The organism is Streptomyces marianii, from assembly GCF_005795905.1.
In the GTDB taxonomy this organism is placed as follows: Bacteria; Actinomycetota; Actinomycetes; order Streptomycetales; family Streptomycetaceae; genus Streptomyces; species Streptomyces marianii.
In genome coordinates, this window is the sequence record NZ_VAWE01000001.1 from 5,433,914 (window position 1) to 5,448,176 (window position 14,263).

Sequence of the window (14,263 nt, forward strand, 5' to 3'; positions counted from 1 at the left end):
GGGCACTCGGGGTGGGGGCAGGTCAGGCGACTTCGTTGATCGTCACGATCAGCTTCGTGTCGGACTGCAGGAAGGAGCCGTTGCCGGAGCCGCCGGCTGTGCACGCCCCCTGCAACTTCAAGGTGTGGGAGCCGGCGGACGCCAGGGTGCCGGTCCACTGCTGGGCGATCGTGGCCCGGTCGGCGGTGTCCATGGCGTACACGGCCAGGCCGCCGGCGTCGGGGGTGCCGTCGACCACGAGCCGGCCGACCATGAGGTTGGTGCCGGACGTGGTGGACACGACCGCGTCGAAGATCGCCTCCGCTTTGAACTTGGCGTTGGCGGCGGCTGTGTCGAACGTGACCGTCGCGCCCGGGATATCGGCGTACGTGGTCGTCGACACGGCCAGAGCGCCGCTCGCGGCGCCCTCGAAGAACCGGGGTTGGACGCGCTCCATCTGCCCCGCGGTCAGCGTCTGTCCGGCGAAGAACGGCATCGGGTCTCCTCTCGGTCAGAGCGCCAGGCGCAGAGGATTGGCGAGGGCCAGGGCCGTGCCGAGGGCGTGGGACTTGCTGATGCCGTTCACGGAGCGCTGGCTGATCGTCAGCGTCTGCGGGTTGAGCACGGCGAAGTTGTCGTAGGAGACGATCGGGTTGGTGTCGGTGTTCGTGGACGCCAGGATCGAGCGCATACCGAGCGTCCCGGCCGCTGCCAGGTCGGTATCGGTGGCGACTACCTGCCAGTAGTCCGGCTCTGTCCCGGAGGCCAGCCACGCGCGGGCCCGCAGTGTCGAGCCGAAGCCCTGGAACCGCAGCCGGAAGTACGTGCCGGCTACGTGCGTCAGCGCGGTGGTGAAGCTGCTTCCGACCGTGGCCTCTGCGGCGGCCACCCGCTTGCGGATGGTGAGGATCACGGCGGCCGCGGTCGTGAGCTCCAGCCTGGCCATGTACAGGTTGTCGGAGTCGACTGCGCGCGCCATCAGCCCGGCGAACTGGCTGCCGCCGGACGCGAGGTCGTTCGTCGTGAGGTCCACGACCATGTCGAAGTCCGGGCTCGTGGCGGGGACCGACGAGCGGCGGGACACGTTCGTCGACGTCATGGTGTGCGTTCCCGCCGATCCGGTGACGTCGAAGTTCGCGGCAGTGCCGCCGGCGTTCGTCCACGCCTGGCCGCTCGTCGCGCTGCCCCAGCCATCCGTCACCGAGCGCGTGAACGTGTCGGAGACGCTGGACGCGCACGCAGAGACCGTGACCACCTCCCCGCCCGCCCGCACGTCGAACGGGAAGTCGCTCGCGAAGTCGGCCGTAGTGATCCAGCGTGGGCAGTCGTTGGACAGCACCGACCATGAGGTGTCGTCGGAGTCGACGGCCACCGTCAGCTCCGAGCCGTCCGTGTCCAGCCGGCCGAGGGCGTCGTCCTCCAGGACGCCCACCGTCCACGGGCCAGCCGGGGCGCAGTTGAACCAGAGGTCCCACGTGTACTGGTCCAGGACCTCGGTGTAGCCCTGGACCAGCTGGTCGATGGTGTCCGGCGGCAGCCACGCCGGCGGGTTGTCGATGGTGAGCCGGTCACCGAGGTCCATCAACAGCGCGTCGGGGATGAGGTGCGGCGCAGCATGCAGCATCACGTGCACGGTCGGGTACCGGGCCTCGTCCCACGTGCCGAGCGCCATCCTCCAGCCCGCGATCTGCTGCGTCTGTGCGTCGAGGGCCAGGGACAGGGTCACAGACTCCTCGTACGGCCCGACGCCTCCGTCCTCCGGGGGCAAGACCGACATGGGGCCTTCCTCGAGGACCGCCCGTCCCTCGCTCCCACCGTCCCGCTTCACGGTGACGTCGTTCCGCAGCCTCTGGTCGTCCTCGACAGGCTCCAGTGGCGGCCCGACCTCTCCCGGCGCCTCGTAGTCCAGAGCCAGGGCCACCGCCTGATTCTCCAGACTGGACCGGTCCCGGTACACCAGGCCCAGGCGCTCGCGGTGCTCGTAGAGGATCCCGCCGTCGCTCGCCGGTACCTCCTCCAGAAGGTCCATGAGCGGTGCCGGGCGCTGCGGGCCCATGAGCTCGCTGGAGCGGGTGACGTCGCCGTCCACCCACACCAGGTCCAGGGCGCCGGGCTCTTCCCGCGCGAGGCGGTCCAGGCGGCCGAGCGCCGTCTCGCCGGCGAATCCATCGTCGGCGCCTTCGTAGATGGTGACGCCGGGCGAGGTGCCGCTGCCGGCGACGTCGAAGGCAGCCAGGTGCCCGATGGCCATGCCCTCGGTGGCGGCAGCCCAGTCCGCGGCCACGCCAACCGCCGCGCCGGGCACGCCGGTGTAGATGGTCGCCGCGGTCCACGTTCCGCCGCTGTTGGTGATGTCCCGCCAGTTCGCGCACAGGTTCGTCTGCCCGCCTCCGGCGTCGGAGACGAACAAGGCCAGCCGGTTCCACACGCCGACGAAGTCGGCGAGCGCGGTCGCGTTGTTGAACAGGAAGAACGCGAGGACGTCACCGGAGGTGTCGCGGGCCTCGATCCGGATGCCCGCGGTGCTGGCGTACACGATCGCGGTGCGCATCGTGGAGCCGGCCACGGTGACGCGCATGATCTCGGTCTGGGAGCCGGGCATGGTGTCCAGCTTGTACACGAACTCGACCTGCCATCCCGACGCCGTGCTGCGGGGGATCGTGCCCCGGATCCGGGCCGGGTTTCTCAGTGCCGGCAGGGCCGAGGAACCGGCCAGGGTGTCGTTGGCCTCGAAGTCCAGGCCGCTGAGGTTGAGCGGGGCGACACCAGGCAGCGTGCTGTAGGCCTGGGTGGCGTCCTTGCCCTCCTCCAAGGGCCAGTAGGCGAGCGGCCCGCCGGAGGGGATGCGGCGGCGCAGCGTCGACGCCAAGGGCTTCTTGCCCTGGCCCATGCGCCGTTGGATCCCGGCGGCCTCGATCGGCACGTACACGTCCTCGCCGGACACGTCCCAGCGGGCCGGCCACGACGACACCTCGGCGTGGGCCCGGTACTCGCGGTCGGTGATCTCCGCTGCGCCGGCCAGTGTCCACGTGCGGCCCGCGGGATCGGCGAACGAGGTGGTGCCTTCGGGCAGGCTGCGGAAGTCCGGGTTGGCGACGGCGCTGCCGTCGATCCCCGAGCGGATCTCGGCCCGGTGGACGCGGCCGCGGATCGGTGTCCGTACGGGGCTGGTAGTCGGGATGCCGGGAGCGATCTGCAGCGCGGTGGTGCTGCTGAAGATGGACGTCGTGCCGGCTGTCGTCACTGTCGACAGCGTCGTCCACGGGCCGTCGAGCGACTCGGCCCAGTACAGGGTGGACGTCCTGCCTCCCGACCCGTTGTTCACGTCCAGCGTCACTCGGAACGCTGCGCGGCGCAGGCCGCCGGGGATGGTGGCCATGTGGAACAACGCTGAGGCGTCTGTACCGGCCGTTGTCCAGTTGAAGATCAGAGACCCGTTGAAGACGCGGAGGACGTAGGACCTCTGCCCGTCGGTCGTCGACCACTTGCCGATCAGTGACTGGCTGCGGGCCACGTACCAGTCGGCCGTTGCCTCCACTCGGATGTCGATGTCGCCGGTGATGTCCAGCGCTGCGTTGTCCGGGGTGGCGATGAGGTCGGCCGCCTCGCCGGACAGTGACAGGTACGACTCGGGCCCGGGCACGCTGATCCTGATCGGGGTGTTGCGGCCGATCAGCCCGTAGTACGGGGACAGCGGGTTACGCGGGCTGTACTTGCCCAGCCTGTTGTTCAGCTGCAGGGACACCTTGGTCGGGTCCGTGCGCGTGCCCTCGTCCTTGCGGCCGCGCTCGATGGTGATCGGCGAGCGGGTGTAGACGTCATCGGTGATGTCTGTCCACACCACGCCGATCAGCAGCTCGGTGCGCACGTCCAGGACGTCGACTGGGAATGTCACGGCGGCCCCCTTCTCTACTGGCCGAAGGCCACCTGTACGTTGCCGCGGCCGTCGACTCGAACGATCTTCTGGATGGCGGTCTTCATCGCGCCGTCCGCGCCGGTGAAGTCGAACCGGACGAGCACGAGCCCGCCGGGCCCGCCGGTCCGGCTCAGTGGTGCGGCGGTGGGCGCCATCTGGTGGCCGGCTGCCATGGCGGCCGCCGCGGAAGGTGCTTGGACAAGGTCCGTCATGGTCTTGTCCAGGACGGCTCTGTTATCGACGGCGCCCTGGGCGATGCCGGGCGGGATCCAGTGGCCGACCTCGGCGGCCAGCACCTTGGAAGGTGACGCGATGCCGAGTGCCTTGGCGATCGGCCCCGGGATCATGCCTTTCGCGAATCCGATCAACGCGCTCCTCAGCCAGCCGCCCATGCTCTTGATCCCGTTCCAGAGGCCGCGGACGACGTCCGCGCCCTTGCTGTAGAGCAGGCTGCCGAGGTTGCCGACGGCAGACATGATCTTGCTTGGGAGGCTGCGCACGTAGCTGATCAGGCCGAGTGCCTTGCTCACCACGCCGGACTTGATGCGGTCCCAGTGCCGCAGGAAGAACGACACGATCGGCATGCCCGTGATGAACCGGAGGATCATGGAGCCGACTGCCTTGATCTTGGCCCAGACCCAGTCCCAGGCGGCGCCGGTCCACTTCTTGACCTTGTCCCAGTTCGCGATGATCAGGGCGACCAGGCCGACGATGAGGGCGATGACCCAGCCGACGGGGCCCATGGCGATCAGCCACTGTGCAGCCATCGTCACGGCCCACGCGATGGCGCGCGCGGCCATGATGGCGAACTGCGCCACGGCCGTGAGACTGGCCCGGACGACGGCCGCGACCCACGTGCCGATCGAGACCAGCGCGGAACCCACCCACGCCGCGGCGGTCGTGGCTGCGGACGCTACCGCGCCGGCGGCGATCCGTACGTACGCCATGAGCCCGATGGCCATCATCCGGCTCCAGTTGCCGATCACGGTCCACGCCGAGGCGGACATGACGGCATGCGCAGCCGACACGACCGTGGAGACAGCCGAGTAGGTGATCATCGCGGCCTTCACGGTGAGCACCAGCGCCGCCAGCCCCGCAAGGGTGTAGGCGAGCGGCTCCATCACGGCCTGGTTGCGCATGGCGAACTGGACGAACGTGCCGGCTGCCTCGCCCAGGTCACCGATCAGCTTCCGTTTGAAGGACTCGAGGGCTGCCTGGGGATTGTCGCCTACAGCCGCCGCCATCCGGTTGGCTGCCCCTGCCGCCTTGTCCATGCCGGCTGAAGCGGCTGCAGTCGCCGGATCGAGGGCGAACAGCGATTGCCCCATCACGTTGCCTGGGTCGCCGAACAAGGCGGCCGCGGCGTTGAGCTTGACCTGCTCCGAGGACGTCCCCCTCAAGGCATCCATGGTCATCTGCAGGGCTTGCTCTGCGGAGGCACCGCCCTTGTTGAGCAGCTTGGCCATGGTCTGGGAGTTGAGACCGATCGACTTGAACGCGTCGTCCACGGCTGTACCACCAGCAAGGGCGCGCTCACCGAACTGGCCGAGAGCGTCGGCAACCTGGTCGCTGTCCCGGGCACCGGCCTTCATGGCCTGGGAAATCAAGCCGACCGCGGTCTGCCCATCAAGGCCCACACGCTTGAACTGAATGCTGTACTCGTTGAAGGTCTCCAGCAGATCGCCAGCCTTATCCGCCGATCCCTGCAGCCCGACGGTGATGATGTCGAACGCCTCGTCTGCCGAGTCCGCCAGGCCAGTACGCATGAGCTGGCCAGCCGCGGCAGTCGCCATGTTCAGGTCCTGATCGAAGGTCTCGGCGATCGCCAGAGCCTTGGTCGTGATCCCCTCCAGGCCGCCCTCTGCCTGGCTGACGTCGCCGATGTTCTTGTAGACGCCGCGGATCGCCTCGTTGACCGTCTGGATTGAGTCGCCCCACGCGTTCTCGTACACGCTGGCTGCGACCTCGGACAGCTCAGCGGCCTCCGCCGGGCCGACGCCCAGCTGCGCGGCCAGCTTGTCCCCCGCGGCCTCCGCGTCGAGGTTGGCCATGATGCCGACCCCGAGCGCGGCGGCGAACCCGGCGCCGGCGGTCGCCGCGGCGGTGTTGAGTCGTTCCGCGAACTGGCCCACCTCTCCGGACGCCCGGTCTCGGGCCACGAGGTTGAACACGAGAGAGGTGTCCGACACCGTCGCTCAACTCCTCTTCATCTTGGCTTCGGCCTCGTCCATCTGCCGCTTGTAGTCGTCGAGCCAGTCCAGGTAGGCGTCGGTCTCCTGGACGGTGAAGGTGTCCCAGTCGCGGGCCAGGATCCCGAGCAGATGCGCAGCGTTGCCCAGCTGCGCTAGTCGGCGACTGGCAGCTGGGCTTTTCCCGCCTCCTCGTCGTCGTCGATGGCGTCGGCGATGTGCTTCTCGAAGGTGGCCAGCGCGGCCGCCAGCTGGTCGCCGTGGAGGTTCTCCTTGGCGTCGTCGCGCATCCGCTCCCACTCCTGCTTCGAGTACTCGAGCTTGAGCTCGTCCCACTCGAAGTCCACGTCCTCCCACCGCAGCTTCGGGTGCTGCCGGCGCAGGAAGACGAACAGCAGCGCGCGGCGGCACAGGCTGTTGCCCTTGAGGACGGCCTGCGTGAACTCGGCGTAGTCCTTGCCGGTGCGGCGCTCGATGTCCTCGCGCTCCACGGACAGCAGCCCACGGCGCGGGTTGTACTTCCAGCGAGACGGCTCCTGCCCCTCGGGCTGGTAGATCAGGTACATCGGTCTCCCTATCGGGCCCGGGCGGCGATCCGCCGGGCCATCGACTCCATGGCGTCGACCACGGCCGCCCTGGCGTTGGCCGCGATGCCGTCCATGGAGTTGTCGAACCAGTGGTTGCGGCCGTACTGGGTGACCCACGAGTCGGCCCGCCCGTACACCAGGTGCCGCCAACCGCGCGGGCGGTTGGTGCGCTTGGGGGCGTTCGGGAAGCGCCGGACGTTCTTGGTCTTGAAGGCCTTCACGCGGGCGCCGGTCCAGCGGCCGCCCAGCTTCACCTCGGGCCGGATCTTCCGGGCGATCGATGACCGGAGCGCGGGCGCGGTGCCAAGGCCGGCCGAGGACATGGCCATGATGGCGCTCTTGGCCTCCGCGGCCGCGGGCTTGAGCGCCTCGCGCATGTTCCGCGCGAGCTCCTTGCGGAGCTCCTTACCGTCCTCCTCCGCGCGGAGCGCCCGGGTGAGGGACATGAGTCCCTCGTGGGTCTCCACGCGGATCTCGAACGGCGGCTGCCCGGGCATCAGCTGGTCGCCCGGGACACGGCCCCCGACGTCGGGTAGCTGACGGACACGGAGGCCTCGTCGCCCACGGAGCCCTCGATCGGGTTCCAGCCCTTGATGAGCACGTTGCCCGAGTACGCCGGGTTGGAAGTGGTGGTGGTGCCCTGGTTGAGCTTCGCCGTGAAGGGGACGACCTGCCCGAGGAGCGGCCACATGATCGAGTCGATCTCGGTCGCGGCGACGTCCTGCAGGAACTCGATGCCGAGCTCGCCGGACTTGAGCCCACCGAGGACTTCCTTCCAGCCCTGCGAGGCGTAGGTGGTGACGTCCTTGTCCTCCACCTCCACCGTGAGCTCCACCTTGCGGGTCCGGTCGTTGAGGTTGTTGCTGTTCAGCTCGAGGTGAGCTGCGAGCAGCACCATCATGGCCATGAGTGATCACCTAATTCCCAGTGCGAGGGCGAACATGAACGAGGGCGTGGAGCCGGAGATGGTCCAGGACGCCCGGTACCAGGTGTCTGCGACGGGCGATCCGCCAGTGCGCAGGATCTGTCCGCCGGCCGCGGTCGCCGCGGTGAAGGACAGCTGAGTGGCAGGAGAGGAGAAGTTGCCGTCCACATCCGACTCCACCTCTACGGTGATCGTCGGCGAGCTCGTGCCGCTGACCGAGAGGACGTGCAGCGCCGCGTACAGGCTCTGCCCTGCCGCGACCGAGCCCAGTTCGACGCCGGCGCTGTCGCCCGACGACGTCCTGGCGGTGCCCGGGGCGTGCTCGAACACACCCCGCACCAGCGGCCACGAGCCCTTGGCCGACCCGGTCCACGGGGCGATCTCGCCGACCGCGTCGCCCAGCTTGTAGTCGGCGCGCAGCGCCCGGGTGAAGTACGTCAGGTCGCCGACGGCGGCTCCGTCCGGGCCGATGGTCCACGGGCCGACGGCTCCGAGCTCGGCCCACGAGACGTTGTCGACCTTGCCCGGGTCGCCGGCTTCCCACTGGCCCTCGCCAGCGATGTCGCTCGAGGCCAGGCCACCGAGGACTTCCTTCCAGCCCTGCGACCCGTAGTTGGTGGCGTCCTTGTCCTCCACCTCGGACGTGATCTCGACCTTGTTGGATCGGCCCGTCAGATCCGCGCCCGCGGTGAACAGCCGCACGTCGGTGAGGATGAACTTGCCCATCAGCTGCTCCCTGATCCGATGACCTTGATGACGAGCTCCGCACCGACGTACTGCGTGCCCTGGTGCTCGTACCAGCGGTAGCCCTGCACGCGGGTCACATGCAGGTCGTGCGCCAGGCCGCCCAGCGCGAGCTCGCCAGGAGCTCCGCGGGCGGCCTCGATGGCCTGCTTGAGGGAGGCCGGACCGGAGCCGGACAGCATGCCGTCGAGGAGCTCCTGGGCGGTCTTGTCGTCGGCCCGGCCGACCAGCACCCGGCAGGTGAACTCGAGGACGTCCAGCCCGCGGTTGTAGGCCTTGTCGAACTCCTGCTCGTACTCGCCCACGAAGAAGTGCGGCTCCGTCACGGCGTCCGGGGTGTACCCGGTGCACGTGAGCGCCGACTTGTGGGCGGCGGGGAGGACGACGTCACTGGCCGCCGTGGCGATCGCCTCGCGTACCTGTGAGATCTGCATGCCGCCTCCTCACGCGATGCCGGGCAGCACCAGGTGCTGCACGAGGCTGTGCACGTCCGGGTCGACTCTGGACACCCGGATCACGCCCCACTCGGCACTGCCGAGGACGCCCTCGGGGCTGTCCTTGCGCTTGAACAGGCGGTTGGCCTGCAGGAGCGTGGCCTCGGTGACGACGTCGGGCACCTCGGGCCACCCCCACTTGCCCGTGACGCGGACGCGCATCCCGCCGCCGCGCGGCCAGGCGCCGCTGACGAGCAGCAGCGAGGTGACCGGCTGCTGCTCGTCGAGTGCCTCGGTCGGCTCGGGCTCCACCCACTCGGTGACGTCGCTCCACGCGGAGCCCCGGCCGACCTCCACCACCAGGTCGTCGAGGCTCCCCAGGTCCTTGATGAGGAGGTGTGAGCCGTCCTCGTCCACCACGGTCCGCCGAAGGGGGCTGATGGTGCGCGGCTCGGCGGCCGCGTCCAGCCAGAAGCGCCGGCCGGTGAGCTTGTCGATACTCCGGGACGCTGACGTGAGGGCCTGCTCGAGGAGCTCGTCCCGAACTTCATCAGCGATCTTGAGGCGGGCCTTCAGGTCTGCCAGCGTGGCGTAGTTCTGCGGCTCGCTCATAGTGCCGCGACCTCCCGCACAGCCCGCGCCACGCCCTCCTCGAGGGGCACCCGCGGCTTGTAGATGGAGTGGAAGCGGTCCGGATCCCCCACTCGGTAGGCGACACCGGTCGGCGCGTCCGGCTGGGTGGCGAACTCGGGCTCGTAGCCCACCGCGTCGCACACCATCGTGGCGAGCTCGAGCATCGACGTGCCCCAGCCGGTGCACAGGTTGATCGGCTCGCGAACGTCGGCGTCGACGACGGCCAGGGCGCCGGCCACGACGTCGTCGATGTGGATCCAGTCGCGTACCTGCGTGCCCGGGCCCCAGATGGTGAACGGGTCCTCGCGGCGCTGCGCGCGGGCCACGAAGGCCCCGAAGGGCCAGTCGGTGCCCTGATCCTCGCCGTATCCGGAGAACGGCCGCACGACGTGCACAGGCAGGCCCGTGGCAGCGGCCGCGGCGGCCATCTTCTCGCCCGTCAGCTTGGTCCACCCGTACGCGGCGTCGGGTGCCCCGAGGTTCCGCTGGCCCCAGCAGATGTCGTCCTCGCGCAGCTCGCGCGCGGTGGCGAAGTCGCTCTGTAGGTCGAGCGGGTACGCGGCGCTGCTCGACAGGTACAGCACCCGCCGCTGCCCCGTTCGGACCGCCCAGTCGAGCATCGCGGCGTCCAGCTGCAGGTTGTAGGCGAGGTTCATGGGCTCGCCGTCGATCGCGGCCCGGTGCGGAGCCCGCGCGGCGCAGTGCACCACCAGGTCGAAGACGCGTTCCTCGTAGCGGAAGACGTCGAACGCATTGATCGGGATCCCGGGGAACGGTTGGGCCACGTCGGCCGCGCAGATCTCCCAGCCCCGGGTTCGGAGTTCGGCGGCCATGTGGCGGCCGACGAACCCGGCCGAGCCGGTAACGAGAGCGGTCTTCATCGCACCCCCCAGATTCCGAAGCAGTACGGCAGCCTGGCAGGGCGGAAGTCGGCCGTGGCGTAGACGTGCAGGCGCCATCCGGCGCCGGTGAGCATGGCCTCGACGTCGTCGCGGGACCAGGCCCAGTAGTGCTCGGGGTTCGCGTCCTGCCACGCGTCGACCGGCGTGGACAGGACGAGCATCCGGGAGCGGCTACGGATCCGGGCCAGGACCAGGTCCGGGTCGTCGACGTGCTCGAGCGTCTCGGAGCACACGAACAGGTCGACCTCGGGGAGCTCTTCGAGGGTCTTCTCGATCGGGCCGTGCAGCTCGTAGCCGGGTGCGAGGTCGCCGAAGTGCTTCCGGTCGGCCGGCACCTGGTTGAGGATCGCCCCGTTCCCGCACGACAGGTCCGCGGCGGCCCGCACCCCGACGTCGGCCATCCACCGGGCGACCTGCACGGTGACGTCGACACGGAGGTGGTGGTCCCGCCAGCGTCGGTGATCGTGGGGGGTGCGGTACAGCTGCGCCAGCTCGGCCTCGCTGTAGGCCGGCCGGAGCCGTACGCGGGTCACCGGCCGGCCTCGGCGGCCGCTTTCCGCACGGCGAGGACGTCACGAGCGCGGTGGGCGGCCATGTACTCGCTGTAGGCCTGGCGGTCGCCGGCGTACATCGTCGGCGCGTTGACCCGGCGGTAGCCCTCGTCCCACTCGGCCTTGCCGGCTACCGGGTGGACGTGCTCGACGACTACGTTCGGCAGGTAGCTGATGCACCCGGCATCGCGGCCGATCGCCAGCCAGTAGTTGTCCACGTACAGGTGCGTGAGCTCGGGCGGGGCCATGAACCCCAGGTGCCGCACCAGGGCGGTCGACATGGCGCACTGGGTGGGCAGCCGCTCGCCCTGGATCAGGTCGTTGCCGTACACGATGCCCGGCAGGCTCCGCAGGGCCTCGAGGTATGCCTTGTCCCAGCCCTTGGTGCGGGGCCGGTGGTCGTCGCCCATGAACCCCAGCGCGGCGGGCGGCTCGTGGCCGTACGCGGCGCTCTGAGCGCCGCGATTGAGCGCGGACACCATCGTGCCCGGCGCCTGCTGCTCGGCCAGGCGCACGTCCCCGTACGCGTCCTCGGCTGCCGCGCGGGCCAGCTGGTAGGCCTCGCGCTCCGGATCGTCGTCATCGATGACGAACAGCAGCTCGGTCTCCGCGGTGCACGTGTCCCGGAAGGCCTCGGCCATCTGCTGCACGGTGTGCGGCCGGCCGCGGGACGGGACGATCACGAGGAGGTCAGGCATCGGCCACCTCCTTCAGCGGACCGGGCTCGGCTCCGGCCGGTGGCTCAGGCGCGGGCGTGGGCACCGGGGCGTCCACCGGGACGGTGTAGTCCTCCGCGCCGATCCACACTTCCTTGTGGTGGGTGGTCTTCACCCCGGTGTGGACGAACAGGGGGATCTGCAGCGTCGACAGGCGCCAGCAGAACGACAGGTCCTCCGACACCCACCGGCCGTCGGGGTACTTCACCGGGTCGAACCAGGTGTCGCCGTGCTGGGCCCGCAGCTTCTCGGCCGCGGTGCGGTGGATGAGCAGGCAGGCCGCGCCCGTGCCGGCGACCTGCACCAGGGCGTTGTCGGGGAACTCCCACCGGGTCGTGAACCCGATCTGCCCGTGCGGGTCCCTGGCGGGCATGTAGAGCGTCGGAACGGGCTTGAGGCGGCGCCCGCCCATGCCGTCCGCGCCCATCTCCCGCGCGGCGAAGCACAGGCCGCCGACGACCGGCCGCTCCGCCGGGTCGGCGGCCGCGACCAGGCGGTCCACGGTGTCGGCGTCGAACCCCATGTCGGTGTCGATGAACCAGAACCATTCGTGCGGCGTCTCGTCCAGCCACCGCCGTACGGCAAGGTTCCGCGACTCGACGAGGGCGCCCGTGCTGCACGAGATCATGTACGGGCCCTGAGTGCCCACGATCCGCCCGTTGTTGACCGCGTCGTACGCGGCCAGCCGCATGACCGACTCGTGCCACGAGTGGGAGACGGTGTGCGGGTGCAGATAGGCCATCTGCACCATGCCGTCGCCGGTGGCCGATGCGCTGGACTCACTCACCAGACGACTCCTGCCCCGTGCCGTCGCCGCTCTGCTCCGCGGCCGCCGCGGCGTCGGACTCTGTCTTGCTGCCGCGGGGCTTGCTGCCGGACGGCTTCCGCCCGGACGACGGCTTGCTGGCCGCCCGGGGCGGCGTGACGCGCTGCTCGCCCGGCGCGCGGGTGGCGCGCTCGACGACCGGGGCGCCGCGGCCCGGCTTGGCCGGCATCTTGATGTCCGGTTCCGGCGACTCGGCCGTGAACAGGTCCGGCCGCTCCAGCGCCAGCGGGTGATCGTCCGCGATGGACTGGCCCGGGGACAGCACGGTCAGACCTCCGGACCAGCGCACGGCACCGGAGCAGTTGCTGTACTTCATGATCTTCTCCTCTCAGCCCAGGAGCGACCCGGGCCGCCACGCAGGCTGAGGTGCGTGGCGGCCCGGAGAAGGGGGATGTGCGTCAGGCAGACCGGTTGACGAGCAGCCGGAAGGCGTGGGGGTTGATGACGCCCGCGCCGACGCGCGCCCACGCGAACCATCCGCGCTGGCCGGTGGGCCTGTTGTTGGTGACGTCGAACAGCTGCGGGATGAACTCGACGGTCATGCCGGCGCGCTGGGCCACGAGGTAGCCCTTGAAGTCGCCGACCAGGAGCAGCGGCTGGGTGCCGGTGCCGGCGGGGTCGTCCTGCATGAAGTCGTTCATCGGGTACTCGCGCCCGAACAGCCGCGGGATCGCCTCCTGGGTGATGTCCACGGTGAAGTTCGGGTCCGTGGTGCCCAGCTGGCGGATGGTGTTCTGGACGTCCGTGGACGACAGCCACGCCGTGGTGCCGCGCCGCCGGTACTTCTGCGGCAGCTGGTTCCACAGCCCGTAGATGTCCACGGCGCCGACGACGCCGGCGGTCGTGAGCTCGATGTTGGCCGGGTTGGTCGTGGCGTCGAGGGACGAGACCAGACCGTTCGGCTCGTTGCTGCCGGAGGTGCCGGTGGTCAGCTTCTCCGCCAGCAGCTCGTCGTAGCCCTCGGCCAGCAGGTTGGACATCTGCTCGGCGAACCCGGGCCAGTCCTGCCCGATCTCGATCGAGAACGGGATGAAGCCGTCCGCGCGCCGGGTCACGACCTCGGGCTGCGCGATCGTCGGGGAGTTGTCCGTGGCCGCGGCGGCCTCGGCCTTGAACGACCACGACACACCAGCGCTGCTCAGGCCGCGCCACGTGTCGTTGGTGATTGTCTCCACGCGGGCCAGGCGGAGGATGTCGTTCTCGCTGCCCTGCGCCGTGAGGATGATCGTGGGGTCGATGAGCACCGGCACGGCGAAACCGCCCGACGCGTCGACACCGATGGACATCGCACGCTTGATGAGCCCGACCTGCTCGATCGCGCGGGCCTCCTCCGGCGAGAACACCGGCGCCTGGCTCGCGGCGATCTTCTGGAACGCGCTGCGGTAGTGCGGGTTCTCGGTCGCCAGCATCAGGCGGCCGATGAGCTCACCGTTGGTGTCGCCGGTCTGGGTCCGCAGCAGCCGCTGCACGTGCGCCTTCTGGTCCGACTCGAGGTGCCGGCCGCCCTGCGAGGAGTCCACGACGGCCATCGACCGGTCGTAGACGGCGCGCCCGCTGAGGGTGCGCGGGTCCTCGCTGAACGGGTCCTGCTGCGGGGAGAACTGCGTGGAGCTCCACCGCTCCCGAGACTGCCGCAGGCGCTCGGTCCGCTCGAACGCGCGGACCTCCTGCTCGCGGAACTTCAGCTCTCCCTCGAGGTCGTCCCATGACCGCTGGGCGGACTCGTCGAGGTCACCGCCCTCGGCCTCCTGATCGAGGACCAGCATGTCCTCGTGGATCTGCTTGACTCGCTCGCCAGCCGCCTTGAGGTCCTTCGACCGCTCGAACGTCGGCGTCTCGTCGTCCTTCTTCGGGGCCATCG

15 protein-coding genes are annotated in these 14,263 nt (G+C 69.9%); all 15 read right to left on the reverse strand.

Features of this window, described 5'->3' with window-relative positions:
- Positions 1-22: 22 nt before the first annotated feature.
- Positions 23-475: a hypothetical protein gene (locus tag FEF34_RS24595; protein WP_138055076.1), complete on the reverse strand. Its 453-nt coding sequence runs from the start codon at positions 473-475 to the stop codon at positions 23-25.
- Positions 476-490: 15 nt separating this feature from the next.
- Positions 491-3,874: a hypothetical protein gene (locus tag FEF34_RS24600; RefSeq protein ID WP_138055077.1), complete on the reverse strand. Its 3,384-nt coding sequence runs from the start codon at positions 3,872-3,874 to the stop codon at positions 491-493.
- 14 nt (positions 3,875-3,888) lie between these two features.
- On the reverse strand, positions 3,889-6,066 hold the full coding sequence (locus FEF34_RS24605; protein WP_138055078.1) for a phage tail tape measure protein: 2,178 nt from the start codon (positions 6,064-6,066) through the stop codon (positions 3,889-3,891).
- A 173-nt stretch (positions 6,067-6,239) separates the two neighbouring features.
- Positions 6,240-6,650, reverse strand: coding sequence for a hypothetical protein (locus tag FEF34_RS24610; RefSeq protein WP_138055079.1), 411 nt, complete (start codon positions 6,648-6,650; stop codon positions 6,240-6,242).
- A gap of 8 nt (positions 6,651-6,658) precedes the next feature.
- Entirely contained in the window at positions 6,659-7,168 is a 510-nt protein-coding gene (locus tag FEF34_RS24615; protein ID WP_234042548.1) for a hypothetical protein, read from the reverse strand.
- A complete protein-coding gene (locus FEF34_RS24620) occupies positions 7,168-7,578 on the reverse strand; it encodes a phage tail protein (RefSeq protein ID WP_138055080.1) in 411 nt (136 codons plus the stop codon). The genes FEF34_RS24615 and FEF34_RS24620 overlap by 1 nt, the downstream gene beginning before the upstream one ends.
- A gap of 6 nt (positions 7,579-7,584) precedes the next feature.
- Positions 7,585-8,322, reverse strand: a complete 738-nt coding sequence (locus FEF34_RS24625; protein WP_138055081.1) for a hypothetical protein — start codon at positions 8,320-8,322, stop codon at positions 7,585-7,587.
- Positions 8,322-8,774 (reverse strand): hypothetical protein, encoded by a 453-nt coding sequence (locus tag FEF34_RS24630; protein ID WP_138055082.1) that lies wholly within the window; start codon positions 8,772-8,774, stop codon positions 8,322-8,324. Before FEF34_RS24630 ends, FEF34_RS24625 begins: the two co-directional genes overlap by 1 nt.
- Positions 8,775-8,783: 9 nt before the next feature.
- A complete protein-coding gene (locus FEF34_RS24635) occupies positions 8,784-9,386 on the reverse strand; it encodes a head-tail connector protein (protein WP_138055083.1) in 603 nt (200 codons plus the stop codon).
- On the reverse strand, positions 9,383-10,288 hold the full coding sequence (locus FEF34_RS24640) for an NAD-dependent epimerase/dehydratase family protein (protein WP_171053074.1): 906 nt from the start codon (positions 10,286-10,288) through the stop codon (positions 9,383-9,385). The genes FEF34_RS24635 and FEF34_RS24640 overlap by 4 nt, the downstream gene beginning before the upstream one ends.
- The gene (locus FEF34_RS24645) at positions 10,285-10,842 is read right to left on the reverse strand and encodes a methyltransferase domain-containing protein (protein ID WP_138055085.1); all 558 of its coding nucleotides are present in this window, start codon (positions 10,840-10,842) and stop codon (positions 10,285-10,287) included. The genes FEF34_RS24640 and FEF34_RS24645 overlap by 4 nt, the downstream gene beginning before the upstream one ends.
- Positions 10,839-11,558: a glycosyltransferase family 2 protein gene (locus tag FEF34_RS24650; RefSeq protein ID WP_138055086.1), complete on the reverse strand. Its 720-nt coding sequence runs from the start codon at positions 11,556-11,558 to the stop codon at positions 10,839-10,841. Before FEF34_RS24650 ends, FEF34_RS24645 begins: the two co-directional genes overlap by 4 nt.
- Positions 11,551-12,363, reverse strand: coding sequence for a hypothetical protein (locus FEF34_RS24655; protein WP_138055087.1), 813 nt, complete (start codon positions 12,361-12,363; stop codon positions 11,551-11,553). The genes FEF34_RS24650 and FEF34_RS24655 overlap by 8 nt, the downstream gene beginning before the upstream one ends.
- Positions 12,356-12,718, reverse strand: a complete 363-nt coding sequence (locus tag FEF34_RS24660) for a hypothetical protein (protein WP_138055088.1) — start codon at positions 12,716-12,718, stop codon at positions 12,356-12,358. The genes FEF34_RS24655 and FEF34_RS24660 overlap by 8 nt, the downstream gene beginning before the upstream one ends.
- Positions 12,719-12,800: 82 nt before the next feature.
- On the reverse strand, positions 12,801-14,261 hold the full coding sequence (locus FEF34_RS24665) for a phage major capsid protein (protein WP_138055089.1): 1,461 nt from the start codon (positions 14,259-14,261) through the stop codon (positions 12,801-12,803).
- Positions 14,262-14,263 lie beyond the last annotated feature (2 nt).

Excerpts from the sequence above, each read along its gene's own strand:
- FEF34_RS24620 (WP_138055080.1), bottom strand. The coding sequence starts at position 7,578 with ATGGCCATGATGGTGCTGCTCGCAGCTCACCTCGAGCTGAACAGCAAC.
- FEF34_RS24640 (WP_171053074.1), bottom strand. The coding sequence starts at position 10,288 with ATGAAGACCGCTCTCGTTACCGGCTCGGCCGGGTTCGTCGGCCGCCAC.
- FEF34_RS24625 (WP_138055081.1), bottom strand. The coding sequence starts at position 8,322 with ATGGGCAAGTTCATCCTCACCGACGTGCGGCTGTTCACCGCGGGCGCG.
- FEF34_RS24610 (WP_138055079.1), bottom strand. The coding sequence starts at position 6,650 with ATGTACCTGATCTACCAGCCCGAGGGGCAGGAGCCGTCTCGCTGGAAG.
- FEF34_RS24635 (WP_138055083.1), bottom strand. The coding sequence starts at position 9,386 with ATGAGCGAGCCGCAGAACTACGCCACGCTGGCAGACCTGAAGGCCCGC.
- FEF34_RS24595 (WP_138055076.1), bottom strand. The coding sequence starts at position 475 with ATGCCGTTCTTCGCCGGACAGACGCTGACCGCGGGGCAGATGGAGCGC.
- FEF34_RS24630 (WP_138055082.1), bottom strand. The coding sequence starts at position 8,774 with ATGCAGATCTCACAGGTACGCGAGGCGATCGCCACGGCGGCCAGTGAC.
- FEF34_RS24615 (WP_234042548.1), bottom strand. The coding sequence starts at position 7,168 with ATGCCCGGGCAGCCGCCGTTCGAGATCCGCGTGGAGACCCACGAGGGA.
- FEF34_RS24660 (WP_138055088.1), bottom strand. The coding sequence starts at position 12,718 with ATGAAGTACAGCAACTGCTCCGGTGCCGTGCGCTGGTCCGGAGGTCTG.
- FEF34_RS24665 (WP_138055089.1), bottom strand. The coding sequence starts at position 14,261 with ATGGCCCCGAAGAAGGACGACGAGACGCCGACGTTCGAGCGGTCGAAG.
- FEF34_RS24650 (WP_138055086.1), bottom strand. The coding sequence starts at position 11,558 with ATGCCTGACCTCCTCGTGATCGTCCCGTCCCGCGGCCGGCCGCACACC.